25 protein-coding genes, 2 tRNA genes and 1 riboswitch are annotated in these 26,461 nt (G+C 40.6%); of the genes, 8 read left to right on the top strand and 19 right to left on the bottom strand.

Features of this window, described 5'->3' with window-relative positions:
- Position 1 precedes the first annotated feature (1 nt).
- Together PULV_RS16650 and orn are read right to left on the bottom strand one after the other, a co-directional pair.
- A tRNA-Gly gene (locus PULV_RS16650) sits at positions 2–77 on the bottom strand.
- Between the two features lie 359 nt (positions 78–436).
- A complete protein-coding gene (orn, locus tag PULV_RS16645; RefSeq protein WP_086744249.1) occupies positions 437–982 on the bottom strand; it encodes an oligoribonuclease in 546 nt (181 codons plus the stop codon).
- Positions 983–1,103: 121 nt separating this feature from the next.
- Here orn and rsgA point away from each other — a divergent pair, with 121 nt between their 5' ends.
- Together rsgA and asd are read left to right on the top strand one after the other, a co-directional pair.
- Positions 1,104–2,159, top strand: coding sequence for a small ribosomal subunit biogenesis GTPase RsgA (gene rsgA, locus PULV_RS16640; RefSeq protein ID WP_193332289.1), 1,056 nt, complete (start codon positions 1,104–1,106; stop codon positions 2,157–2,159).
- Between the two features lie 63 nt (positions 2,160–2,222).
- Positions 2,223–3,119, top strand: coding sequence for an archaetidylserine decarboxylase (gene asd, locus PULV_RS16635; protein ID WP_086744494.1), 897 nt, complete (start codon positions 2,223–2,225; stop codon positions 3,117–3,119).
- A gap of 64 nt (positions 3,120–3,183) precedes the next feature.
- Here asd and PULV_RS16630 read toward each other — a convergent pair whose 3' ends face one another.
- The 7 genes from PULV_RS16630 to thiC form a co-directional block, all read right to left on the bottom strand.
- Entirely contained in the window at positions 3,184–5,370 is a 2,187-nt protein-coding gene (locus tag PULV_RS16630) for a M14 family zinc carboxypeptidase (RefSeq protein WP_193332288.1), read from the bottom strand.
- A 101-nt stretch (positions 5,371–5,471) separates the two neighbouring features.
- A complete protein-coding gene (locus PULV_RS16625) occupies positions 5,472–6,230 on the bottom strand; it encodes a HesA/MoeB/ThiF family protein (RefSeq protein WP_086744246.1) in 759 nt (252 codons plus the stop codon).
- 5 nt (positions 6,231–6,235) lie between these two features.
- Positions 6,236–7,756 carry a thiamine phosphate synthase gene (gene thiE / locus PULV_RS16620; protein ID WP_193332287.1) on the bottom strand — a complete coding sequence of 507 codons (1,521 nt, stop codon included), beginning with the start codon at positions 7,754–7,756 and terminating at the stop codon, positions 6,236–6,238.
- Between the two features lie 54 nt (positions 7,757–7,810).
- On the bottom strand, positions 7,811–8,605 hold the full coding sequence (locus PULV_RS16615; RefSeq protein WP_193332286.1) for a thiazole synthase: 795 nt from the start codon (positions 8,603–8,605) through the stop codon (positions 7,811–7,813).
- 2 nt (positions 8,606–8,607) lie between these two features.
- On the bottom strand, positions 8,608–8,808 hold the full coding sequence (thiS, locus tag PULV_RS16610) for a sulfur carrier protein ThiS (RefSeq protein WP_086744493.1): 201 nt from the start codon (positions 8,806–8,808) through the stop codon (positions 8,608–8,610).
- An 8-nt stretch (positions 8,809–8,816) separates the two neighbouring features.
- Positions 8,817–9,890: an FAD-dependent oxidoreductase gene (locus PULV_RS16605; protein WP_086744243.1), complete on the bottom strand. Its 1,074-nt coding sequence runs from the start codon at positions 9,888–9,890 to the stop codon at positions 8,817–8,819.
- A 16-nt stretch (positions 9,891–9,906) separates the two neighbouring features.
- Positions 9,907–11,868, bottom strand: coding sequence for a phosphomethylpyrimidine synthase ThiC (gene thiC / locus PULV_RS16600; RefSeq protein ID WP_227009430.1), 1,962 nt, complete (start codon positions 11,866–11,868; stop codon positions 9,907–9,909).
- A gap of 151 nt (positions 11,869–12,019) precedes the next feature.
- A riboswitch (TPP riboswitch) is annotated at positions 12,020–12,133 on the bottom strand.
- 436 nt (positions 12,134–12,569) lie between these two features.
- On the opposite strand from thiC, the gene PULV_RS16595 reads away from it, so the two are divergent.
- Positions 12,570–12,983 carry an META domain-containing protein gene (locus PULV_RS16595; protein WP_193332285.1) on the top strand — a complete coding sequence of 138 codons (414 nt, stop codon included), beginning with the start codon at positions 12,570–12,572 and terminating at the stop codon, positions 12,981–12,983.
- Positions 12,984–12,997: 14 nt separating this feature from the next.
- Here PULV_RS16595 and PULV_RS16590 read toward each other — a convergent pair whose 3' ends face one another.
- Positions 12,998–13,399 carry an acyl-CoA thioesterase gene (locus PULV_RS16590; RefSeq protein ID WP_193332284.1) on the bottom strand — a complete coding sequence of 134 codons (402 nt, stop codon included), beginning with the start codon at positions 13,397–13,399 and terminating at the stop codon, positions 12,998–13,000.
- A gap of 240 nt (positions 13,400–13,639) precedes the next feature.
- Here PULV_RS16590 and PULV_RS16585 point away from each other — a divergent pair, with 240 nt between their 5' ends.
- The 4 genes from PULV_RS16585 to PULV_RS16570 all read left to right on the top strand — a co-directional run bounded on the left by PULV_RS16585 (position 13,640) and on the right by PULV_RS16570 (position 17,495).
- Positions 13,640–15,724, top strand: a complete 2,085-nt coding sequence (locus PULV_RS16585) for a TonB-dependent receptor (RefSeq protein ID WP_193332283.1) — start codon at positions 13,640–13,642, stop codon at positions 15,722–15,724.
- A gap of 61 nt (positions 15,725–15,785) precedes the next feature.
- Entirely contained in the window at positions 15,786–16,043 is a 258-nt protein-coding gene (locus tag PULV_RS16580; RefSeq protein WP_193332282.1) for a hypothetical protein, read from the top strand.
- Complete coding sequence (pnuC, locus tag PULV_RS16575) at positions 16,040–16,666, top strand: nicotinamide riboside transporter PnuC (protein WP_193332281.1); 627 nt, start codon at positions 16,040–16,042, stop codon at positions 16,664–16,666. The genes PULV_RS16580 and pnuC overlap by 4 nt, the downstream gene beginning before the upstream one ends.
- The gene (locus tag PULV_RS16570; RefSeq protein ID WP_193332280.1) at positions 16,653–17,495 is read left to right on the top strand and encodes a phosphotransferase; all 843 of its coding nucleotides are present in this window, start codon (positions 16,653–16,655) and stop codon (positions 17,493–17,495) included. The genes pnuC and PULV_RS16570 overlap by 14 nt, the downstream gene beginning before the upstream one ends.
- Here PULV_RS16570 and PULV_RS16565 read toward each other — a convergent pair.
- Positions 17,492–17,674, bottom strand: a complete 183-nt coding sequence (locus PULV_RS16565) for a MerR family transcriptional regulator (protein ID WP_086744235.1) — start codon at positions 17,672–17,674, stop codon at positions 17,492–17,494. The genes PULV_RS16570 and PULV_RS16565 overlap by 4 nt on opposite strands.
- Positions 17,675–17,882: 208 nt before the next feature.
- Here PULV_RS16565 and PULV_RS16560 point away from each other — a divergent pair.
- A tRNA-Arg gene (locus tag PULV_RS16560) sits at positions 17,883–17,957 on the top strand.
- A 13-nt stretch (positions 17,958–17,970) separates the two neighbouring features.
- Here PULV_RS16560 and PULV_RS16555 read toward each other — a convergent pair.
- From PULV_RS16555 to rfbB, 8 genes are read right to left on the bottom strand one after another with little or no spacing between them, the layout of a single operon-like run.
- Positions 17,971–18,693: a WecB/TagA/CpsF family glycosyltransferase gene (locus PULV_RS16555; RefSeq protein ID WP_227009429.1), complete on the bottom strand. Its 723-nt coding sequence runs from the start codon at positions 18,691–18,693 to the stop codon at positions 17,971–17,973.
- 10 nt (positions 18,694–18,703) lie between these two features.
- Positions 18,704–19,735, bottom strand: coding sequence for a glycosyltransferase family 4 protein (locus PULV_RS16550; RefSeq protein WP_193332279.1), 1,032 nt, complete (start codon positions 19,733–19,735; stop codon positions 18,704–18,706).
- Entirely contained in the window at positions 19,736–21,250 is a 1,515-nt protein-coding gene (locus tag PULV_RS16545; protein WP_193332278.1) for a hypothetical protein, read from the bottom strand.
- Positions 21,247–22,182 carry a glycosyltransferase family 2 protein gene (locus PULV_RS16540; protein ID WP_193332277.1) on the bottom strand — a complete coding sequence of 312 codons (936 nt, stop codon included), beginning with the start codon at positions 22,180–22,182 and terminating at the stop codon, positions 21,247–21,249. Before PULV_RS16540 ends, PULV_RS16545 begins: the two co-directional genes overlap by 4 nt.
- A gap of 38 nt (positions 22,183–22,220) precedes the next feature.
- Positions 22,221–23,516 (bottom strand): EpsG family protein, encoded by a 1,296-nt coding sequence (locus tag PULV_RS16535; protein ID WP_176365187.1) that lies wholly within the window; start codon positions 23,514–23,516, stop codon positions 22,221–22,223.
- Between the two features lie 38 nt (positions 23,517–23,554).
- The gene (locus tag PULV_RS16530) at positions 23,555–24,493 is read right to left on the bottom strand and encodes a Wzz/FepE/Etk N-terminal domain-containing protein (RefSeq protein ID WP_193332276.1); all 939 of its coding nucleotides are present in this window, start codon (positions 24,491–24,493) and stop codon (positions 23,555–23,557) included.
- Positions 24,493–25,368, bottom strand: a complete 876-nt coding sequence (gene rfbA, locus PULV_RS16525; protein ID WP_086744228.1) for a glucose-1-phosphate thymidylyltransferase RfbA — start codon at positions 25,366–25,368, stop codon at positions 24,493–24,495. The genes PULV_RS16530 and rfbA overlap by 1 nt, the downstream gene beginning before the upstream one ends.
- A 1-nt stretch (position 25,369) precedes the next feature.
- The gene (rfbB, locus tag PULV_RS16520; protein ID WP_086744227.1) at positions 25,370–26,434 is read right to left on the bottom strand and encodes a dTDP-glucose 4,6-dehydratase; all 1,065 of its coding nucleotides are present in this window, start codon (positions 26,432–26,434) and stop codon (positions 25,370–25,372) included.
- Positions 26,435–26,461 lie beyond the last annotated feature (27 nt).

Genomic DNA, 26,461 nt, shown 5'->3' with positions numbered 1-26,461 from the left:
TTGGAGCGGCACACGAGGCTCGAACTCGTGACCTCAACCTTGGCAAGGTTGCGCTCTACCAACTGAGCTAGTGCCGCTTCATAAAATAGTCAGTATTTTGACCGTTGGAGCACAACCTTAGGTTGTGTCTAACATTCTGGCAACTGAGCCAGTGCCGCTTCATAAAATAGTCAGTAATTTGACCGTTGGAGCACAACCTTAGGTTGCGTCTAACATTCTGGCAACTGAGCTAGTGCCGCTTCATTTGTCAGTTAAAGTTTATTTAGCAGTGCAGTTAAACAAACAGGTTATTTAAAACCTTTTTACTGACGGTTATCTTATTTATTTGGTATTAAATAAGATAACTGCTTATAAAAACGCCCCGCAGGGAGTCATCCTAAGCGGGGCGAGATTCTACAATAAAGAAGTTGCTTTGCAAGCACTTTTTTATAAAAAATTAAAGATTGAAAAATTCTGTACGATAAACCTTCAATTCAGCAATTGATTCATGAATATCTTCAAGTGCTAAATGTACACCTTTCTTTTTAACTTTCTTTAAAACGTCAGGCTTCCAGCGTCTGGCTAATTCTTTAATTGTACTAATATCTAGATTTCGATAATGAAAATAATCTTCAAGTACTGGCATATACGCATTTAAAAAACGGCGATCTTGACCAATTGAATTACCACACATCGGTGATGCACCTTTAGGCACCCACTTTTCTAAAAACTTGATAGTTTGCTCAATTGCATATTGCTCGTCAAAAACACTTTGGCGACAGCGCTCTGTTAAACCTGATTGCCCATGCTGATTAACACACCATTCATCCATGCCATTAAGTAATTCATCAGATTGATGAATCGCTATTACAGGCCCTTCAGCTAATATATTTAAATCACAATCCGTAACAATCGTCGCGATCTCAAGTATTTTGTCTGTTTTTGGTTCTAAACCCGTCATTTCGAGATCTAGCCAAATCAAATTTGATTCATGAAAAGACATAAATTACCTTAGCGGTGCTTTCCTTTCGATTTAATGCAATTACATATATCATATTACGCTTCGAGCATGGATAAAACGCTTTTTTTAAAAGCAAACCATTTATTTAAGTTATAGGCGAAAAGTGACAAAACGAAAGAAACTAAGTAAAGGCCAATCCCGAAGGATTCAAGCTAACCATGAAAAGCGCTTAAATACGGCAAAACAAAAAGCCCCGAGTAGTGATATTTCATGGCAAAACGATAATTTAGGCGACACAGAAAATGCGTTAGTTATCAGTCGTTTTGGTCAGCACGCCGACATTGAAGCATCCAATGGTGATGTGCTGCGTTGTAATATTCGCCGTACTGTCAGTAACATTGTATGTGGTGATCGCGTTGTTTTTCGCCGCGCCAAAGTAAGTACAGGAGATTTAGCCGGTGTTATTGAGGCGGTAGAAGATCGTACCAGCCAACTTACCCGCCCTGACTTTTATGATGGTGTGAAAGTAGTTGCCGCTAATATTGATCAAATTTTAATGGTTTCTGCTGTTTTACCAGAGTTCACACCCAACATCATCGATCGCTACCTCGTCGCATGTGAAGACATGGGGATTGAACCAATTTTAATTCTCAATAAAACCGATTTACTCGATGACGAATCATTAACGTATATCAACTCTATACTCGATATTTATCGAGATATTGGTTATCAAGTATTCCTAATTAGTACAAAAACAGGGCAAGGTATTGATGAACTGAAAAAAGTTCTGGTCGATAAAAACAGTATTTTTGTTGGCCAAAGTGGTGTTGGTAAATCAACATTGGTGAATAGTTTATTACCTGATAGCCAAATCCTGACTCAAGATGTATCACAAAACAGTGGACTGGGTCAGCACACTACCACCGTTTCCCGCTTGCATCATTTACCCAGTGGCGGCAACTTAATTGACTCTCCAGGGATCCGTGAGTTTGGTTTATGGCATTTAGAACCTGATCGCGTCACTTGGTGTTTTAAAGAGTTTCGAGCGTTTTTAGGCGGTTGTAAATTTCGCGATTGCAAACACCTGAATGATCCTGGTTGCCTATTAATCGAGGCCCTTGAGAGTGAGAAAATTACTGAGCTGCGGTTTGATAGTTACCATCGCATTTTATTATCGATGGAAGATGGCCGTGCAGGAGCGCGAAACCCTCGAGTCTAAAATACATTGGTCTAGCGCAGATTTTTCGCTAGTATTAGCAAAATTTTATTTGGAATGAACGACGTGAGTTTGGATAAATTTAAAATAGCAATGCAGTATGCAATGCCAAAGCACTTAGTGTCACGTGTTGTCGGAAAATTAGCCGCAGCAGAGGCTGGCTTTGTCACCACTGCATTAATCAAAGCATTTATTAAGCAGTATAAAATTGATATGTCAGAAGCAGAGCAAGAAAGCCCTTCTGCTTATAAAAGTTTCAATCAATTTTTTACTCGCCCGCTCAAGCCAGGCTTACGTCAGATTGCATCTCAGAGCGACATCATTGCTCACCCTGTTGATGGTAAAATAAGTCAATTAGGGGATATTTTAGATGACCGCCTGATACAAGCTAAAGGCCATGACTTTAGTTTAGAAACCCTGTTAGGCGGTGAAGCAAGTGTTGCCACTCCTTTTCAAGGCGGAAAATTTGCCACTATTTATTTAGCACCAAAAGACTATCACCGCATCCATATGCCGATGGATGGCACACTCAGTAAAATGATTTACGTCCCAGGTGACTTATTTTCAGTTAACCCGCTTACTGCGCAAAATGTCCCTAATTTATTTGCCCGAAACGAGCGGGTTGTAGCCATATTTGAGACTGAAATTGGCCCACTTGCCATGGTATTAGTTGGCGCTACGATTGTGGCCAGTATTGAAACCGTTTGGGCTGGTACTGTTACTCCACCAGCAGGGAAAAAAGTCTTTAGTTGGGATTACCCCACATCAGGTGCGGACACTATCACTCTGAAAAAAGGTGAAGAAATGGGCCGGTTTAAACTGGGCTCTACCGTGATTTTAGCTTGGCCTCAAAATGCCGCTGAATTCTTACCTTCTGAAGTCGCAGAAACAGTCACCCGAATGGGTCAGCCCTTTGCTAAAATCACCGAAGCAGGCCCTGCAGAAGTATTGCAAGAGTCTTAACACGCGTTTTAACATCCATAAAAAAGGTCTGCAGATGCAGACCTTTTTTATGGATAATTTAAGCTTATTTTCGTAATCGAGAAAACACAGCCAAAAAACCAAGAGCTAACCAACCAAATGATCCCCCTGACTTTTTCTCTGGAGGCTCCACCACAACAGGAGGCTCTACGATGACCACTGGAGCTGTTAGCACCACTTGTGTTTCTTTTAGTGATATTTGGCCATGCTCATCAGTGACTTTAAGCTGTACATCATACGTACCTGCTTGGCTAAAGTCATGGCTGAATGAAGCGGCTTCAGATTCCACTTTCGCATTTATTTTCCACTCGTAGTTAAGCCCTAAACTATCTTCATCCGTACTCAACGCACCATCAAATTGACACACATATTCCTGACATGACTCACTGTAATCAGCAACCGGTTCAAATAATTGATCGACAAGGACATCAAGCTCTTTACTTTGCGTCACTCCAAATTGATTGGTTAATTGATACGTCACTTTGTTCACACCAATTTGCGGCATAACAGCTAAAAACTCAGCTTCAGTGCGGCTGTCACTGTCACTTAAACGCCACAAGTATGAGAAGCCCCCTAGCGAATTGCCCGTCTTAAACGCACACTTTGCCCCAGTACATTCAACTTGTGCATTTAATTCAGGCAAACGAGTGTCAACTTTAAACGCAGAAACAGGCCCAACTTGCCCACCACTATCTTTTGCTTGGACATACAAGGTAACTTGCCCGTCAATCAAATCAGTTTCATCAAAAGTAATAATTGCATTTTCAGTTGGAGAATCAGCACTGCCATCACTTATTTCAGCTATTCGAGTATTGTCTGCCTCAGGATAAGCATTAAGGCTAAAATGAACCTGCGCAATATTATCAGTCGCTAAATTTCCATTTAATCGACTAAAACGCTCCTCTGTCGCCCGAGCTTGAATACGAATCTGACCATTTTCGGTACTGAGTCCTTCGATGGATTCGATATCAGGGCCTTGGCTCAATAAATAAGGTGCTTCGACCACTTTCGCTGCATAAAGTAACGCTTCGATATTATCAGGCTTTAGTACGGTGTCGTAATAACTGCACGATTGAAAAAACTCAGTACCTAACTCAAAAGTAATGTGCGCAACCCCGAGTTCACCATAAGCTAAATTATCCGACGTACCATCAGTTGCATACAAGCCAATGGACTGCTGCGGCATGTATTTATTGAAATACGCTAATTTTTTGCCCAATGCTTCAAGACCAGCTTGATTTGGCGCAGGTGCATTGGTATGCCCCCATGGCCATAAAATTAATCGACTATAGCTGTGAATATCTAAATATAAACCTGGTGTTGTTTCAGGGGCTGCATCGCTGTCATTTGGACCTCGTACATCAGGGTAGAGACTTCTAACATAATTTTCGATAGCCGCGACTTCAGGTTCAGATCCCGCACTGGGCCCTCGATATGTTTCTTGGCAAGCTTGCCCACTTGAACCACCCGAGACAGAGTTCCAACCAAACGAATAATTACGGTTAAGATCAACACCTACGTTACCATTCGCACAATGGTTTTCGTTGTTGTTTTTTCGGTGTAAGAACCCTTTTTCGGCGATTTTACGTCCGTCAGGATTGCTTTGAAATAGAATATGTATTTGATGGCGGTCTAAAATCCAAGCAATGTCGGCATCGACTTTCGCATCTTCCAATAACAATTTAGCAAAATCTAATGTCAATCCAGCTGTCGCCAGCTCGCGTGCATGCAGACCACTTTGGATAAATAACACAGGTGGATTAACTAAGTTTTTATTTCCGATTTTTAGCACATTAAGATCGTAGCCTTCACCGCCATTCTCTTTTTGCCAGCTGTCACCAATATCTTGCCAGTCGGTTAAATCCGGATATTGTTCAAGCAACATTTGCAACTGTGCAAATGTTTCTTCTACCGTACTGTAACAAGGAAAACCGGGGATTCCAGCTTGTTGGATATTCAGGGAAGTCTGCTGATAACTTAGCTCTCTTGCTTTTCGTTGCCACAAATCATCAGCGGCGCTCAGTGTGATCCCTTTACTTTGTAACTTGAGCACTTCATCATTTGTTAATTGCAGTAATATGCCATTTTTTTCATCCGTCAATAATGCATGATGAAAGCTAATACGCGTTTGTATTTCTTGTTGTTTATTATCAAACTTTGCCAAATAAACGGGGTTTTCGACTCCCGCCATAAACAAGGTGCTTGCCAATAAAAGTGGGCTGAGCAACGCCATCCTAGAGAACCAATGTTATAGAAATAATTATTAATGAAAATATAACATTTAAAGAACAATTAAAACATTCTGTTACCAGTTAATTGTCAAAAATTGTAAAGCTACTTCTTATTACATATCTTACAGGCTGGATCTTGCTTAAAATCAAAGCGAGACTGCTGAAAATTTAGTGCATCAAACGCAATAAAGCAGTTTGAAAATGCATGCCCTAACAAATAGTTTAAGCATTGCTGTGCTTGCATCGAGCCTATCACACCGAGTAAAGGCCCAAATACGCCAGCATTACTACAATTGAGGGCTGTCTCAGCATCTGAAGGTGGAAAAACACATTGGTAGCACCCACCCACTTGGTCAGATTGGCGGTTATCCACACAAATCAACTGCCCTTTATTGGCAATCGCCGCACCTGAAATCAGAGGAATGTGCGCAGCAACACAAACCCGATTAACTAAATAACGAGTGTTGAAATTATCGCTGCAATCGAGAACAACATCATGATCACCAATCAACGAATGTGCATTTTGTTCAGACAAGCGCTCTGATACGCTCGTGATTGTTATTTGATTATTCACACTGGTCAACGTTTTTGCTGCTGCAGATACCTTCCCTTGTCCAAGGTGATTAATTTTATACAGGATCTGTCTTTGCAGATTGGATAAGTCCACTTTATCATCATCAACCAAGCTTAAATGACCCACCCCCGCAGCAGCCAAATATAAAGCAACGGGCGAGCCGAGCCCTCCCACACCAACAATCAGTACACGACTTTGCTTGAGGCGTTGCTGCCCTTCAAAGCCGACATGCGCCAGCATCAACTGGCGACTGTATCTCACTTGTTCTTTATCTGATAATACTGTCATCAACGTTAGTGCTGTCTTTTTATAGCTGCTTGTAACAAATTGATTGCCTGCGAAGGATCTGCCGCTTCTGTAATGGCACGGACCACGGCAACACTACCAACCTGAGTAGCCGCCACTTCTGGCGCTCGTGCCAAGTCAATTCCGCCAATGGCGACGGTTGGATAGTCCTCCATGAGTGGTACAAAATGTTTGAGCTTTTCAAGCCCCTGTATTTGACCTGTCATATCTTTAGTCGTTGTTGGGTAAATCGCGCCAAACGCTAAATAACTCGGTTGATAATTATGCGCTCTGAGCATTTCGAAAAAACCATGAGTCGATAACCCAAGTCGCAAACCAGCTTGTTTAATCGCCGCTAAATCAGCGCTATCGAGATCTTCTTGGCCCAAGTGCACTCCATACGCACCGTGCTCAATAGCCAGTTGCCAATGATCATTGATATAGACCTGTGCGCTAAACTCTTCCCCTAACGCTATGGCGGTTTTCACTTGCTCGGATAAATCTGGCGCCTCACTATTTTTAATTCGCAGCTGAGCGGTTTTAATGCCGTTTTCAAGGCATATTTTGAGCCATTCACAACTATCAACCACAGCATATAACCCTAGTTGCTGGGTTTCTGATGCCGCAAAACCTGAAATGACAGGGCGATCCCAAGGCTCTAACTCCAACTCTTTACCTAACCAACTTCCCGCCTCAATGACTTCGGGGAAATCAGCTAAATTTTGGGGAAACCCACAGTGAGATACAGGGCCAATACCTTGACCGATACGAACCGATACTTTTAATCCTTGATTAATATAGGCTTTAGCTAAAATAAACGCATCTTTGAGCGGATAACCTAACCCCAAGCAAGCTGCAACACTTGATGCAAAACTACACCCTGTACCATGGCTATGGGGCGCAATAATTTTTTCATTTCCTAACCAATACTCTTGACCTGGCACTGCGCAATAATCAATACAATAACCTTGCGGATAATCCCAATGTCCGCCTTTAATCATAGCGGCACCAACACCCAGATTAAAAAACGCTTCACTGGCATCACGTACAGCACTGGGACCGATTAAGTAATGCCCAGTCAGAATTTGTGTTTCTTGTGTATTTGGGGTAATCACATCCACCAGCGGTAACAAAGTACTTTTGAGTGTAGGAATAATGTCGTCTTCAGTCAGAGCTTCGCCGCTTGATGCCACTGCAACAGGGTCATATACCACAAGAGGAGGTGTTTCCCATTGCGCTTTAAAATGCGCCAATTTAGCGGCAATAAACTCAACCTGTTGAACATTCGCCAGCAAGCCTATTTTAATGACGTTAGCAGGCATATCACTTTCTAGGGCTGAAAATTGTGATTCAAGTACCTCAATACTCACCGCATTAATCGCGTCGACACCCATGCTATTTTGCGCTGTTAACGCAGTAATAATGGTACATGCATGACCACCAAAGCTTTCGATTGCTTTGATATCAGCCTGGATCCCTGCACCACCGCTACTATCTGAGCCTGCGATTGTCCAAATAATACTTTTCAAAATTAACTGCTCACTCTTACCAATTTGATCATATAAATACGACGTTAATGCTGTTTAATTCTGATGCCAAAATGGCATGCCCAATGTTGGCGTCGATGGTTTTGCGAGTTCTTTTTCTGGCATCGCTTGCGCTAAATACCCTGCGCGACCAGCAGCTACCGCTGCAGCAAACCCTTTTGCCATCATAACCGGATCGCCCGCTTGTGCGACGGCAGAATTAAGTAATACCGCATCATACCCTATTTCCATTGCTTGGCAGGCATGCGATGGTAAACCTAACCCGGCATCAACCAATAAAGTGGTATTCGGCAAGCGCTCGCGGATCACTTTTAAGTTATAAGGATTCAGCAACCCTTTACCTGTACCAATCGGCGCGCCCCATGGCATGAGTACTTCACAGCCCAGCTCAACTAATTTTTGGCAAATAACTAAATCATCCGTGCAATAGGGCAATACTTCAAACCCATCTGCAATTAAAATCCGTGTCGCTTCAAGCAGTGCAATGGGATCGGGCTGTAAGTTATATTCATCGCCCAGTAACTCCAACTTAATCCAATTGGTTTGAAACACCTCCCGGCACATTTGCGCTAGGGTTACTGCCTCTTTAACGTTGTAACACCCGGCAGTATTAGGCAAAATATCGCGCTTTGTTTGTTTGATCAGCTGCCAAAAATCAGCCCCAGCCTCAACGGTGCCTTGACGACGCAATGACACAGTTACTACAGAAGCATTCGATGCCTCAATTGAATCAAGCATAACTTGTGGAGAAGGATATAAAGCAGAGCCGATAAACAAGCGGCTGCTAAGTGTTTTACCATAAATTGTCAGAGGTTTATCCAGTAACGCCATCGTTATCCCCCTTGGATAGGCGAAAGAAGTTCAACGCTATCACCAGCTTGGAGCTGATAGCCATCACATTGACTGCGTGGCACAAATGTTTGATTGACCGCAACAGCAAACGGCTCTTGCGCCCCTTGCTGTTGGAGTAACTGAGTTAAATTAATCTCTGATGTCGCCAAAGTCAGCACTTGGCCGTTAAAGATAATATTCATGTTATTGTTTACTTTATCCATGTTACCAACTCAGCGATATGCTCACTGGCTGGCACAAAATCTGATTCGAGCAACCGATGACGAGCTTGACGCACTACTTCATCCACTAGCACAGGCGCCAACAAATACCCATGCCGATAGAGACCATTGATACAAATTAACTGCTGATCGAGCGTGATCTGTGGTCGGTTATCGACAAAACTCGGTCTTAGGCCACTTTTTAAACTCAAGATCTGCGCTTCCGCAAACCCTGAATCTATCGTATAAGCTGCAGATAACAGCTCTAGGGTTGAGCGCACCGTCACAGCACGTTCATCTTGAGATTCTATTTCTGTCGCACCAATCACAAACTCATGATTCGGTTTGGGGACTATGTAAATAGGATAACGAGGATGCATCAAGCGCACAGGCCGTGATAACGTTACTTCTGGAGCATGCACGCGGGCGACTTCGCCCCGCACTCCTCGAAGCCCAGAACATTGTGATTTTGCTCCCAAGCCTCGACAATCAATCACTAAATCAAAGCTTTTTCCTGCAACCTGCTGACCATCGATGGCCACCTGCTGACCAAAAAACCATTCAATCTCTTTTTGCAATAAGGTCTGGTAGCTCGCTTGATAAAAAGCAGTATTATCGAGTTGCCCCTCGCAAGGTAAAAACATCCCTTTTTGAAAACGCAGACCCAATCCAGGTTCTAATTGATTGATCTGCTCGCCGTTCAGCCATTGTGCTTGTTGCTGCTGCAGAGGCTTTAAGCGATTGGAAAAGAGTTGTAAGTCGGCAAAATCTTGTTGATGCGCAACAATCAGCGCACCTTGTTGTTGAAAAAACACATCACCATTTAAGTGCTTGATAATCTCAGGCCAACGGGCAATAGATTGCAAACCAAGTTCCGCCAAATCAGGCTCACAAAGCACAGATTCAGCCAGTGGTGCAAGCATTGCGGCAGCTACTGCTCCTGCGCTTTGGCTTGCATCAAAGTCACTGGCTTCAAAAATACTGAGCGAGAACTCATCCGCTAACTGCAGCGCAGCTAATCGCCCCGTTAAGCCAAAACCAACAATCGCAATGTGTTTTTTCATCGTTTTGCTCGCTTAGTTAGCCAACTGGGTGATAAAGCTCAGAGCCAGTTTGTTTAAACTCTTCTGATTTAGCTTTCATTTCCGCTTCAACATCAATCATTTTAATGGTGATGGCGTCCCCTGCATTATTAGGATCTATGCCACGGGCTTCGAGATCATTAGCGTAATCACGAACTTCTTGTGAGATTTTCATTGAGCAGAACTTAGGCCCACACATCGAGCAAAAATGCGCCACTTTACCGGACTCTTGCGGCAAGGTTTCATCGTGATATTCTCGGGCGCGATCCGGATCAAGTCCAAGATTAAACTGATCGTGCCAACGAAACTCAAATCGCGCCTTAGATAACGCATTATCACGCACTTGCGCCCCCGGATGGCCTTTGGCTAAATCCGCCGCATGAGCCGCTATTTTGTAGGTTATAAGTCCTTCTTTTACATCTTCTTTGTTCGGTAAACCTAAATGCTCTTTTGGCGTGACATAACACAACATCGCACAGCCATACCACGCAATTTGCGCGGCACCAATGCCTGAAGTGATGTGATCATAACCCGGCGCTATATCAGTCGTCAGTGGACCAAGAGTATAAAACGGCGCTTCGTCACAATGCTTAAGTTGCTCTTCCATGTTGGCTTTAATCATGTGCATTGGCACGTGACCAGGCCCTTCAATGAACACTTGCACATCATGTTTCCATGCAAGCTTTGTTAATTCACCTAAAGTACGCAATTCAGAAAACTGCGCTTCATCGTTTGCATCGGCAATTGAACCCGGGCGCAGGCCATCACCAAGGGAAAAACACACATCGTATTGCTTCATGATTTCGCAAATGTCTTCAAAATGCGTATAGAGGAAGTTTTCTTTATGATGCGCCAAACACCATTTAGCCATGATTGAACCACCACGAGAAACAATACCGGTCACCCGTTTTGCGGTCATTGGCACATAGCGCAATAACACCCCAGCATGAATCGTAAAGTAATCAACACCTTGCTCCGCTTGCTCAATCAAGGTATCGCGGAAAATCTCCCACGTTAGGTCTTCTGCCACGCCATTTACTTTTTCAAGTGCTTGGTAAATTGGCACGGTACCAATTGGCACTGGCGAGTTACGCACCACCCATTCACGGGTTTCGTGAATATAACGACCGGTTGATAAATCCATCACGGTATCGGCGCCCCAGCGGGTTGACCAGACTAGTTTTTCAACTTCTTCTTCAATTGATGAAGTGACTGATGAATTACCAATGTTAGCGTTTACTTTGACTAAAAAGTTACGCCCGACAATCATCGGCTCTGATTCTGGGTGATTGATATTGTTTGGTAAAATCGCGCGACCACGGGCAATCTCATCACGAACAAATTCAGGGGTAATAAATTCAGGAATACTGGCACCAAATGATTCACCAGCATGCTGCTGCGCCAAAATTTCCTCGCGCAATTGTGCACGGCCCATATTTTCACGGATCGCAACATATTCCATTTCAGGCGTGACAATCCCTTGGCGCGCATAGTGCATTTGCGTGACATTTTTACCCGCTACAGCGCGGCGAATTTTTGGTAAATGTTCAAAACGAATATGATCGAGCCCTTCGTCAGCCATACGTTGCTGCGAAAACTGTGAGGTGACTGAATCGAGTAACTCGGTATCGTTGCGGTCTTGTATCCATTGCTCACGAAATTTGGGTAAACCATGGCGAACATCAAGGGTAAAATCTGGGTCGGTATACGGGCCTGAAGTATCATACACACGCACCGGATCGTTTTTCTCTAAAATTGGATTGTCTTCTGTACCACCTTTGAAACTATCGCCTAAGGTGATTTCGCGCATACCAACATTCACCCCTTTTTGCTCACCAGCGACATACACTTTGGCAGAATTTGGGAAAGGTTGACCGGTTAAGTTATAGATAAAATCTGACGCAGCCTGACGCGTTTCGCGACGAGAAGGCTTGCTTGCATTGCTGTTATTTTGTGACATGACGCACCTCATTAAATATGAATGACGGTCTTGTCAGAGATCTTTGGCTTTCAAGATGTGTGCATAAACACTGAAAAAAGGTTCAAGGTGACCGAAGTCATTGCATCATTTTAGTGGAGAGTGCACGTTTTTCGAGTGCACAAACACACCCGAATGAGGGCAGCTTGTTTCCTACGCAGATATGAGTCTGTTCAGGTTCACGGATCCCGCTTTCGCGATCTCAGCCTCCGTTAGATTACTAACATTGGCACTCCGACAAGTAACTGACCTTAGTGTACTGATCCTCAATTTGAGACGCAAGGGAGAAAAATTCAATTATCCAAATAATCTTTTACTACTAGGTTAGGGGCTGTTGATCTTTCGTGGTTAAATTTTGTTCGAGATAAAAGCGTTTTTATCGCCCCGAGCTGTGTGTAGCCTAGTCATTCTAAGCAAATACTGCTCAACAAAGAGAAATGCGCTTTTAGCCGAATCCTTCGGGCAGCGTTTGTTGGCTATTTCTACGGCGTTATCGCTTTTTCGTGTAGCTCGCTACACCACAAAAGCGCTGCCTTGTATAAATACCCAACAATTCGCTGCAAAAATCATCACGAAAGATCAACAGTCCCTAAATAATTGCTGCAAATCATTAACTAAATTGCCACAGCAGAAGGATGAAAAAGTTGCTATGATCTAATTTCGTTCCAATTTTGAGTCTTTTCATGAAATTAGCCGCCATTATTGTCTGTTTTTCTCTGTTTTTTTTAATCGGTTGCCAATCGACTCAAACGACTATCACGCAACAGTTAACACCGCACACTTTTCAACTAATGAGTGTTGATCAACATACTCTCGCTAATCCAACACTCACATTGCGTTTTAACGAAGGCATGCGAGTCAATGGTTTTGCAGGTTGTAATCAATTTTTTGGCCAAGGCATTATCAGTGATGATGGTTTTCGTGTTGAGCAACTGGGTATGACTCGAAAAAGTTGCTCTACAGAGATAAATGAGTTGGAGCAATTGTTTTTTTCAATGTTGAGTCACACCTCAACTCTTAAACTCAACCAAGACACCTTAATGCTTAATGGCGATAATCAGCTTAAGTTTATAAAAGTGACGACTCACACTGAATAATCACAGATATTCAATCACTCTATCTGCAATGGAAAAACCTGATCGATTTCGGCTGAAACAAACGGACGCCCTCGCTCATTCACCGAAGTACCAATGATCACAGCCGAAACCACCAGCTTATCGTCACGAGTGCGATAAATCTGCTGCTCAAACGCAAATTTCAATTTCGATGTACGCTTTGGTGTCACAAGGATATAAAACTCATCACCCGGCATTAACGACGCTTTAAAATCAATTTCACTGCGGATCACCACTAGATTAATTTTATCGGCTGCAAGTTTGGCAAAATCAATTTGATTGGCATGTAAAAATTCATGACGAGCATGCTCTAAGTAATTAAAATACACTCCATTATTTACAATCCCTTGTAAATCACATTCATAATCACGCACTTTTAAGTCTATTCGGAAGCTCATTAGGGTTCTCTGTTTGAGTTTTTAGGCTTTATAACACACTAATTGATTGCACATGGTATGACGACTGTATAGCAACGACTCAAAAAGCAATCCATAATCATTGCTAATGAGTATAATGCTAACAATACGTTTTAATTATATAACATAGCCAGACAAGCTCTGAATTGGGTATGCATTACCTTTATAAAATACTGACTTTTTAATACACTACAGCCCTCAAATAAGGACAAGTGAACTTTAATGAATCTACGTACCTCTTTAATAGCCATCGCGATCAGTCAAGCAATCTCATTACCACTCCTTGCTGATGAAAGCGAAATTGAACGTGTTGTAATTAATGGTGATTTCAAAAATGAAAGCATCCAAACGCTTAGTGCCAGCGCATCTTTGTTTACTGACACTGAAATTAACCAACGCAATGCGACTTATTTGGATGAAATTTTAGCTGCCGCTGCAAACGTTAACTTTACCGCGGGTGCATCACGTGGTCGTTTTGTGCAAATTCGCGGTGTCGGTTTGCGTTCTCAATTTGTTGACCCGATCAATCCTTCCGTCGGCGTGATTATTGATGGCATTAATTATTCAGGATTAGGTGGCGCGGCACTATTATTTGACGCGCAACAAGTCGAAATTTATCGCGGCCCTCAAGGCACACGCTTTGGTGCCGATGCACTAGCTGGCATGATTAATATCACTACCGCCGAACCAACCCAAGAGCAGCACCTGAAAATTAAACTGGGTGCCGGCACATACAACAGCTCAGAGGCAGGCTTTGCATTTGGCCAAGGCCTAACAGAATCAACTGCGGCACATGGTAGTGTTTACCAATCAAAAAGTGATGGCTTTGTTAGCAACCCGTACTTAGGTGTTGAAGATAGCCAAGGGCGCGATGAGGTCGTTGGCCGCTTTAAAGTCGCCCAGCAGTGGAGCGATGAGTTTTCGAGCTTAGCAACGGTACATTACACCGACATTAATAACGGCTACGATGGCTTTACCCTTGATAATAGCCGCACCAGTGTGGCTGATGAGCCAGGGCAAGATAATCAACTCAGTAAAGCGCTTGCATTAAATAATGTGTATACGGGTTTGGCCTCTGCCGATATCGCATTTAACCTGACCGCAATGGATTCAGAACTTCTGTACAGCTACGATGAAGACTGGGTCTGTAATGATGCAGCGCAACCTGTGTTATGTGAAGCGGGTTTACATGATTGGGGTTATAGCTCTACAGATGCGTATTATCGCGATCGTACTGATCACACGGCTGAACTCACCTTCTCTGGCAAAGATCAAAGTTGGATTTCGGGGCTTTATTACCAAAGCCGTGATGTTGATTTAACGCGTCAATATACTTGGCAATCGCAAGATTTTACTTCAGCTTATAAAACAGAAAACTTTGCTTTATTTGGTCAATATATTCATAACCTTGATGAGCAAACCCGCTTAATTTCAGGGCTGCGCTTGGAGCATTACGAAGGGAACTATCAAGACAATAATACTGTCAACGATACGACTTCTGATACTATGCTTGGCGGAAAATTAGCGATTGAACATGATGTCAAAGACCGCACCATGATTTATACCAGCCTATCACGCGGCTATAAAGCTGGCGGAGTCAATGGAGAAGCATTAGCCAAAGCACAAGACGAAGGCCTCGAAATTGATCCGAGTAATCATTACTTTGATCCTGAATACCTCTGGAATGCCGAGTTTGGTGTCAAAGGTACCTCTCGAGATAATCGCACAGTCCTGCGTTTAACTGCATTTTATATGTACCGTGAAGACATCCAGCTTAAAAATTGGAAAGTATCAGGGCAGAAATTTGCAGGTTACCTCGATAACGCAAGCTCAGGCACAAACTACGGCTTAGAAATTGATGGCTCGTACCAGATCACCGACCGCATCAGTCTCACAGGCAGTGTCGGCTATCTCGAAACCAAAATTAAGGACTTTGTCACTTCATCTGGTTTAGATAAAGATGGTGACGAGCAAGCGCAAGCGCCTAAATATCAATATGCCTTCAATGCTCATTACATCTTAACCGATCACATATCAGCGAATATTGGCATCGAAGGGAAAGATGATTATTACTTCTCTGATAGCCATTATTCAAAATCGGATAGCTACAACCTCGTCAATGCGCGAGTCGCCTATCAACGTGACGATTGGGAAGTGAGTGTTTGGGCACGCAACGTCTTTGATAAAGACTATGCAGTCCGTGGCTTTGAGTTTGGTAACGATCCGCGAGATGGCTATGAAACCCATACTTATGTTCAGTATGGCGAACCTCAAGTCGCAGGAATTACCTTCAACTATGGCTTTTAAAAGCCTATAACCAGAATAAAGAGGTAAGGTTCGCTTACCTCTTCTTTTAATGAGAATAACGATGCAATTATCTGTCGAAATCAGTAAATACCCCCTTCACCAAGATTATATTCCATTTATCAAAGGGTTTATCGATCGCTTAAACGAGCACACAGAGCTCAAAGTGCTCACCAACACCATGTCAACCCAAGTATTTGGCGAGTATGATTTAGTGATGAATGTCCTTAGCCAAGAAATTAAACGCTCTTATCAGGAATTTGGTAAAGCCATTTTTGTCTGTAAATTCATCAGTGGTGATTTATCACCCGAGCAAGAATGAACGACTTTTTAACTAGTACACTCAGCGGGTTTACCGCCATGTCTTACTGGGAATACCTCGCGGTTGCCCTATCGATGGCTTACCTGCTGCTGGCGATAAAAGAAAGCTTATGGTGTTGGCCTGCGGCCTTTTTTAGCACCATCATTTATACATTACTGTTTTGGAATGGTGCGCTGCTAATGGAGTCCGCACTCAATGTTTACTACATGCTGATGGCGATTTATGGCTGGGCTATTTGGCGCTATGGTAATCAACATAGTAAGCAAGGGAAACTCATTCAAAGCTGGTCAGTCCATCGCCATGTCAATATTATTTTGGTGACGTCACTGGTGTCAGTGATATTTGGTTTTATAATGCAAAATTATACCCACGCGGATTTTGCCTATCTCGATAGCTTTACCACCTGCTTTGCCGTAGTGACCACCTACTTAGTGGCACAAAAAGTACTTGAGAATTGGATTTATTGGATAGTCATTGATGCCGCATCGATGTATTTGTACTTCGAAAAAGGATACTACCCGACTCTGGTGTTATTTATCTTTTACACGATAATGGCTGCATGGGGCTTTAAAACTTGGCATCAACAATATCACCAACAAGACCGGATTAATGCACCCATTTAATTGCTCTGAAACAGGGCCTTTTCCTGCCATTGTTACTGAAATTTTCACTGAATACCTACCCCAAGAGTCAGTGCAAAGCCTCACTTACCAGCCTCAAGGACTCAGTAACGACAACTATTGTTTAGTCACCGATAAGCATACCTATTTGCTGAAGTTTTATCGTCACCCCCTACCTGCGGCGCAATTAAAAACACAACAAACCTTATCGCAACTCGATCTTTGCCCTCAGGTCATCGCCGTTGATACGCACAATAATGCTGCATTATTTGACTACTTCGAAGGTGAAAAATGTACTCACTTTGAAGTAAATAAACTGGTAAACCTACTCAGTACCCTTCACAAACATCGGGATTCGGGCCAACCCTTAATTGTCTGCGATAACTTTAAACACTATCAACACCTTCCTGAATACGCATTTTTTAACGAATTAATCTCTGAACTGAAAAGCTCTCTCAGCCAATATCCGGTGCAGATTGGTTATTGCCACAATGATTTAGAGCTCAGCAATATACTCAGATATCAAAACGGACACCATGACAGATGGTTTTTAATCGATTTTGAGTATGCTCACAATAATGATGTTTTTTTTGACTTAGCAGCAATGAGTGTGAGTTTTTCACTCACGGATACTCAAAAAGATGAGTTTCTAAGGGCTTATTTAACTGCTAACAATATTGAGTTGGATTTTCTGCAGGCACAAAAAAAGCTGGTAACATACCAACTGATTTATTTATTGCTGTGTTATTTTTGGTATGTATCACGTCAACTTGATAGTCAAGCAAAGCTGACGTGGACACAAATCACACAACTGCAAAATGCGCAGAATTAAATCCCACCGATGCGTTCGGCTAACTCTTTGTAACGCTGTACATCTTGATCGTTAAACATTGGGTTACCAGCATCGTCTTTGTCTTTGCTGGTTAATAAGCTCTCGCGCTCTAAGCGCTTTACACGTTCTACTTGTACACCTAAAAACTCAGCCACTTGTTCAATTGTCATTAGTGCCATTAGGCTCTCCTTCAATAAAAGTCATAATTAGAGATCTCTGTTCTCATAATTAAAGCCCAATCGGCTAAAATTGCGAGCAATTATACTAACATAGCAAATAAAAATTGAAATATCGCCGAATTATTAAGCATCTAGCATTTTCACGCTAGTAATTCCCAGAAGATAGATTTATTATTGCCCCTGAGCTTATCGCTCATCATCTCGACTCGCTCTCGTGGTGAAATGGATATCACGTGGCCCTCCGGAGGCCAAGTTCTAGGTTCGATTCCTAGCGAGAGCGCCAGTATAATAACCCCCTACAAGCGCCCTTTCAAATAAAGACCTATATATTCTACAAGCCTTCCTTGTCTGAACAAGCGAGATGGCTGGCTGAGCAATCTATATAGCCATTCCAAATTTAGCAATCTAAACATTTTTGGAGCTCGTTTCACGTTATTCGTAAATACATCATAAGTACCGCCTACACCCATAAAAAATACATCAGGCATAAACTTTTTACATTCAAATATAAAAAGCTCTTGTTTTGGAGAACCTAGTGCTACTGATACTATTTTTGCTCCCGAATCTGAGATAGCCTTAATAACCGATTCAGGATTTGAATGATCAAAAAAACCATTCTGATAGCCGACAACATTAACCCCTTGTGAAATAAGCTTTTCTTTTGTAGTAGAAATAACCTCTTCACTCGCACCAAGAAGATATACGGGCACTTGTGTTTCGGCAGAGCGATACATTAGTCGTTCCCACAACTCACAACCAGGGATCCGGGGAACTTTTTTATTAAGCTTTTTACTCATAACAAAAGCGACACCAGCACCATCTGGATATTTTAAAGTAGCCTGATTAAGAATCTGCATGATCGAGAAATCATGTCTTGCAGCGATCACTTTCTCTGGGTTAATTGCTATCGCCACCCCTGGTTTTATACCGGTATCTAAGATAATTTCTTTTTCTATTAAAGAGTCTATTGAATCAAAACTTGAAACCTCAATTTCACCAATATTCACATTATTCGTCATTGTCATTACTTTATAATAAGTCGTTATAAATAGTTATCAATTCATTCGTTATGTTTGATAATTTATGTCGTTGTGCCGATTCGGCGGCTTTTTGAGATAAAATTTTATACTTCAGCTGATTGCTATTAAGCACTTGTTTGATAATTGCCACACCATCATCTTGTAACCATTTGCAGTCATTTTTTAATAAGAAGCCATTCTCATTATCACTAATTTGTGTTGCAGCACCATCTGTCTGAGTAGCAATTACAGGCACTCCTTGAGCCATCGCTTCAGTTAAAACGAGCCCAAATGACTCATTTCTTGATAAATTAAGTAAGAAACGGCTTTGCGAATAGATTTCCTTCAACCTATCGGGCGTTTGGGGGCCTAAATATGCAATGCTTCCATTATTAATATACTGATCTAAAACAGTAGAATCACCTTGACCAACAACTGCAATTCTAACAGAATTTTCCAGGCTATCAGCAAGCTTTAAAAGACGGTCAATTCCTTTGTTAAAATCTAAATGACCAACAAATAATAAGTCATATTTTTTATCTTTCTCACTCGTTAATTTATAAAATAGGTCGAGTGCACCTGCCGAAATAACTCGCCCATCAACTGCTTTATAAAAGCGCTTTTTAAGTTCTGAGCTCACAAAAATATATTGATCAACAAATAGAGAGAAAAAACGATAACTGCTCTTCGCAGGAGTATAGTAATAAATATCGCTGCCATGAAATGTCACGACAATACGCAGCTTTCTGTTTCGCAATAACTTATACAGTGCAGCCAATATAATATTGGGATAATAAAAATGCACATGGATTAAGTCTATTTTTTTGTGATTAAAAATATACTTAGAAATAAACTGCCATAAAAATAAAGGGTAACGCAAAATCTTTGCTAAGCCGTGCTTTTTATCTTGAGTTAAATAAAAATAATCAAAAGATAACTCTTTATTTTTTCTAAGTTCATTATATTGATTTGCAATAAAAATACCTGAATTAGGGTGCTGTTCACTAGGCCCCATATTGGAAATTAATAAAATTGATTTCAATTACTCACCTTTTTTTATATCTCGGCTTAATTTAACACCGTAGTTAGCTCTAGATGGAATAAAATGAAACATCATGCGGTAAGTAATTTGAACAATAGGAATCAAAAAACGATTACTTCGAGGTGTGTAACCAGACTCAACTTTTACCTCACTATACTTTTTTGCTACCTTTGACCAAAGTTGATGCATTGTTTTATAACTTAATGCATTTTTGAAGTCATGATTTATTAGTGAGTTAAATACTGATATATCAGCAAACGGCGATACAACAGTAAATAGCTGAGCTGCAAGCACATTGCTGCCGAAAATAGTGTAGCGCCCTCCCCGCCCAAACAAAAACTCATAATAAGTCACTTTCTGTAAATCATTTAATTTAAGGGATTCAGTCCACTTCAAAAAATCAGCGTACACTAGGTCAAACTCTAATGCAGATAACTCTTTATATCGCCACTGCAAAATACGTTTTGCACTAAAAGGGTATAATCGGTAAATAAATGGGAAAATTTTGAATAACTCCCCTAACTTACCTTTAAAACCGACATAAGTTCCCCTTTGGAGCACATCTCCTAAATAACCATCAAAAAAGGCGTTCGATTGCGGGAACAGCTCCTTCGCATAAATATAATTCGTTAATAGCCTCGGTATCGGAGTTAAGATACCAAAAGACAATTCATCTAAAATAGCGGGTTCATCGTCATGTAAAGGTTGCTCACTATAGTCGAATGATTTGTATTGCGAAAAACAAGCTCTGAAATGTCCGGCAATGTTTATCTCTGGCGAGTTTTCGGGGCCATATGTAAAGCCTGATTTGAATCGACCATTCGCTAATAGAAATCGCGAGTCTAAACCACTACTTAAGGGTAAAATTCTAGAGTCATAGGGCCAATTTTCGACTAACTTTTGAACCTTCCCGCCAAGTAAAGCAATAGGTTCAAGCTCTGTTTCAAATGAATAATAAAAACACGCTTCTTTAGTTGATTCTTGCTTATAAGAGCCTGGAGACAACCTCTCAATGCCATTATAAAGCGTATAATTACCAAACAAATGATGTTTTTTTCCTAAGATAGAGTTAAGTGTGTCATTTAATGTATGAACACTCTCTTTGTACAAGACCTTTACACTCGGTGCGACTGTAATTCTATCTGACTGCGTATCAATAAAATGAGTTGATAACCCGAAAGGATCTACAATAACAGTTTTCTCATCAGGGCTTACCCATAATAAAACAAAAGAACCTGATGTAATGTGACGTAATACTTCATAGCCACAATCCACTAAATCACTGGCTAGTAGTGATAGATTATTTCGTTGATTCTTATAAATAAACCATCCTGATAAAACAAAATGATTACTTCCAAGACTCAACATAGGTGCATTGTGCCACTCTTGAGGATTGTAAATAAGCATCCCATTTCCGTATTGCTCTGGCAATACTATTTGCTTGCTATAAACACTCGCTAGTTGAGAAGAAAGGCGTAGTTTTGAGTTGTCACAATTAATATATAAGCCTCTCATTCTGAAACCTTTTTAGATGATTTATCTTGTCTATATTGTAAATATGACTCCAATGGTTTTTTACCACACAATCCACCAATTAATAACTTACATAATAATCTTGGATTAAATGGTGATAAGCATAGCCCTTTCCAGTAACTAGATATTGCTTTGATACGCTGTGAACTGCGCAACTGAAAATCACCTAAACTCTCAAACTGGCGCGATAACCCTTTATGAAGGCCCAACGATAGATACTCTGCTTGGTACTTATTTATTATTCCTTGATGGCCTTTCACTTTTGAGTCAGGGTTACATGAAATACCATCTTCAGCCAACTGATAAATTAATAATGCTTCTGGTATATGAACCGCATCAAAGGCCTTACTCAATCGCAGAAGTAAATCATAATCTTGCATACTTGGAAGTGAATCATCAAAACCACCAATTGCATTGAGCGCTTCCCTTTTGATTAATAGCGCTGAAGTACAAATACCAAACCCTTGATTCAAAAGACGTAAGTAAAGATTTTTATCTGGGACACAGGAAAAGTATTTGATTCTCCCCTGATAAGAAAGCTCCATATCTGAGTAACAAAATGAAACTTGCGAAGCAAGTAAGGCATTAACTTGCTTTTCTAACTTTTCTTGATGCCACAGATCATCGTCATCTAAATAAGCAACATAAATACCGCTTGCATGGTCCAACCCAGTATTACGCGCAGTGCATGCACCAAGATTTTTTTCATGCTGGATATAGCGGATATTAGCATCGTCAGTAAATCCAGCCATTACACGTTCAGTTTCTAATCGCTCAACAGACTCAGGATGGTTATCATCTACAATCAATAGCTCCCAATTAGAATATGTTTGCGCTTTAACACTCGAGATAGCTTGGGGCAATGCGCTCGCACGCTTGTATGTAGGTATAATAATGCTGACTAACTGAGCCATAATGAAAACGCCATTAAATTTAATAATAATTCCACATATTACTTATTTCTGTAACCATCGTAATAAGTAATATCTTCAATAAGATAGGTTTTAAAATGCCTTACATGATCTACACCATTAAATTCTAATGGGTGTTTTTCCAAAGGGGCAAGATAATAAAAGTTACTTTCATTTATCCAAATGACATAAGTAAATGCAAATAGCAGGAAACTAATCAATCCAACAATAAAAACATATAACAGAGGCTTTGGATTTAAATACTCACAGGCATAAAAAAGCACTAAGGGGTAAAGAAGATACAAAGGTAATAAAATACGATGCAGCTCATCCCCAATTACAAAAATGGCACACAAGCACAAAAAATTAATGAAGCTGAAAATGTTAAATACTCTAAAAAAGTGAATATTTGAAGTGCGTAAGTAACCAGGTATTGCAGCAATGTTGATTATCAACATAAACAGGAAGGTTGGCGCTTTAGCAAAGCTCGGCTCGAATACCAGCCGTGTTGCAATTTTATTGAGCATATAATTACTTGTTGTAGCGCTAAGGAGCTTAACTGATAATACAACACCTATTACAGCCCCAAAAAAGAGTACTAAAAACTTAATAATGTCAGCAGCCTGCCACTTTTTGTCTAAATAGCGACCTAAAAGTAACAGAGGAAACAACATAAAAAATGTCGAGAAATGAAATAAACCACCAATTATAAATATCAAAAAACCTTTCTTAAAGTTATTCCTTGCGAGCAAAATTCCAGATAACAGAATTGGAATAGCCATACAGGCACGAATTAAGTGCCACTGACTTTGGAAAAGCTTATAAAACAGGACTGTTAATAAAAAACACAAAAAGGGGTTTGCTACACCTGTCATTTTAAAAAAGCACCATATCAGCACATAAGTAAGGAATAACGTTACGAAGTAATATATAAACGCATGATTATCACTTACTGCGGCAACAGCCCAACTAAACAAACCAAACAAAAAATCCGCATGTTTTGCATAAATTAGCGAAGTAGCCAGCATACCTGAATAGTCTCTATAATTCTGATAGGCCATAAAATAGGAAGGCATATCATCAGCTCCTCCCCATAAAAAACCAACATACCGACTAGAAACTAAAAATGCTAAGGTAGCAGATACCACCAAAGCAAGCGTGTTGCTTCGATAAGATTGATGAAAAGATAATGCAAATAGGAATGTTAAAGCGAGCCAAAGAATAGTAGGGACAATAAACCATAGAATAAGTAATACCGAGACCCCAAAGCCACACAACGCCAACCTGTTACGGATACTATCAACAGGGCTTAATTCTCGGATAGCAAGATTATTCACAAATATTACTTATTATAAAAATTTGATAAACGCTCATATTAAGCTGTTTTGAAACTTCTATAAAAATGAAGCACCAAACAAACTAAACAACTAATTAAGCCGCCAAATAACAGTGATGCGATACAAATAATAGCTCTATTAGGTGAAGACTTTCGCTCCTCAACAATTGGACTATCAATGACCTTGAAAACAAAGTCTTTTCGTACTTCAGCCAAAAGCATCAACTTAGTTTGCTCTTCTATAATGCTGTAAAATACATTTTTCATTTCAGCTATGCTGGTTTTAGTTAGCTGCATACCTAAAAATTCAATGCTTTTTTGCTTATCATTAATCTCTGTTTGTCGCATGAGTTCATTAATATCAGCAACAATTAAGTCTAGAATATTTTTTGCTACGCTCGGTGATTGATGCTCGAACTCAATCGTAACCAAACCCGTCGTTTTATTTTGGAAGATAGATAAGAGCTTTAAAAATCGCTCATAAACATCATATTGTGAGGGCTCAAAACTTTCATTTTTCTCATTATTGATTTGCCAAACATGCAATTGGCCATCATAACGCAGCTCATCAAAAATTAATTGTTCAGTATTTTTATCCCACTCTTTGACCGCAAACAGCAAAGGTGCAATATTATGCTTATTAAAAAAGTCATATAAGAAGTCTTTTGACTTAATAATTTCAATATGCATCGCAGTATCATTATTGCCACCTGCCAAATTTATTCCCGCAACACTTGCCAATCCACCAAATTGCCCAGCTAAACCAGACAGACCTGAATCCTGAGACTCCTGAGGTGACAGTAAAACACTCGATTTATAAATATTTGGTAACTGAAGTGAATATACGACCGCAGCACAAGTAAAAGCTATCGTAAAACCGATAATACTCCATTTACTGCGCCAAAGAACTAACCATAGTGCAATTAAATCTAGAGGCTGATGATCAGCTTGTTCTGCCGAGTTGTTTGCTTGACTCATTAACAGTGATTCCCTTTGACTAAATGCAATAAATATTGGCCATACTCTGTTTTAGCGAGTTTTTTTCCTTGTGACTCGACTTGCTCTTTTGTTAGCCAATTTTGCAAGTAAGCGATTTCCTCTAAACAAGCAATTTTAAATCCTTGTCTTTTCTCAACCGTTTGCACGAATAATGAAGCTTCCATTAAGCTATCGTGAGTGCCAGTGTCAAGCCAAGCAAAGCCACGACCTAAGATTTCTACTTTTAAATTCTTTTGCTCTAAGTACGCTTGATTAACCGCGGTAATCTCAAGTTCCCCACGAGAAGAGGGTTTCACCTTTTTTGCTATTTCTATCACCGAGTTATCATAAAAATATAAGCCAGTCACAGCATAGTTTGATTTTGCATGAAGTGGTTTTTCTTCAATAGAAAGCGCATTGAAGTCGCTATCAATTTCAACAACACCAAAACGTTCAGGATCATGCACCTGATACGCAAAAACTCTTGCACCAGTTTCAAGTTGAGCAGCAGCTTTCAGTTTTGGTGAAAAATTCGCACCATAGAAAATATTATCCCCTAAAATCAAGCATACATTGTCAGAACCAATGAAGGACTCGCCAATTGTAAACGCTTGAGCTAACCCCTCTGGTTTTTCTTGAATCGCATAACTGATTGATATACCAAACTCACTACCATCACCAAGTAAATTTATGAACTGAGATTTATCATCAGGGGTTGTAATAATTAATACTTCACGAATGCCAGCCAGCATAAGAACTGATAATGGATAATAAATCATCGGCTTATCATAAACAGGCAATAACTGTTTAGATACACCTTTCGTTATAGGAAACAAGCGAGTACCACTGCCACCAGCAAGAATAATTCCTTTCATTTTATTGTGCTCCTAAGCGCTCTCGTTGATATTTCCCCGACTGAACATTTTTACACCACTGCTGGTTACCTAAATACCATTGAACTGTTTTGAGCAACCCTGATTCAAATGTCTCTTCAGGTTGCCAATTTAGTTCCTGTGATATTTTACTTGCATCTATTGCATAGCGTAAATCATGGCCGGGTCTATCAGCCACAAAGGTAATTAACTCATTGAAAGAGCTAAGACCATTAGGTTTTTCGGTGACTAGCTCATCTAAAATACTACAAATAGTTTCTACTACTTCGATATTCTTTTTCTCGTTATGTCCGCCAATATTGTATGTTTTCGCAATATCCCCTTCCAATGCAACTTTAACCAAAGCCCGAGCATGGTCTTCAACAAATAACCAATCTCTGATTTGAGAACCGTCACCATATATAGGTAAGGGCTTCCCTTCTAATGCATTAAGAATAACTAGAGGAATAAGCTTTTCTGGGAAATGAAATGGCCCATAATTATTTGAACAATTAGTAATGACAGTAGGTAAACCATAGGTTCTTTGCCATGCCCTCACTAAATGATCTGAGCTGGCTTTACTTGCTGAGTATGGTGAGCTGGGATCATAAGAGGTCTCTTCAGTGAAGAGCAAACCAGAGTCAGCTAGATCACCATAGACCTCATCTGTTGAAATATGATGAAAACGAAAGGCTGTTTTATTATTCTCGTCTAACTGCATCCAGTATTTTCGAGCGACCTCTAACAATGTATATGTTCCTACAATATTAGTTTGAATAAAGTCACCCGGTCCATCAATAGAGCGATCAACATGTGATTCAGCAGCTAAATGCATAACAATATGAGGCTGGAAGTCCAAAAATACCTGCTCTATTGCAGCTCGATCACAAATATCAGCTTGAATAAATTCATATCTATCGTGAGTACTCACACTCTCAAGAGATTCTAAATTCCCAGCATAAGTGAGCTTATCAACATTGATCACTTTATTCGGAGTCTCATTTATTAAATAACGAACGACTGCACTACCAATAAAGCCTGCACCGCCTGTTACGATGATTGTTTTCATTAAAAATCCTATTAGTGTCTATTTAGC

It is taken from the genome of Pseudoalteromonas ulvae UL12 (assembly GCF_014925405.1).
In the GTDB taxonomy this organism is placed as follows: Bacteria; Pseudomonadota; Gammaproteobacteria; order Enterobacterales; family Alteromonadaceae; genus Pseudoalteromonas; species Pseudoalteromonas ulvae.
Note: the sequence above shows the minus strand (reverse complement) of the source record. Positions and strands in the feature narration are given on the sequence as shown.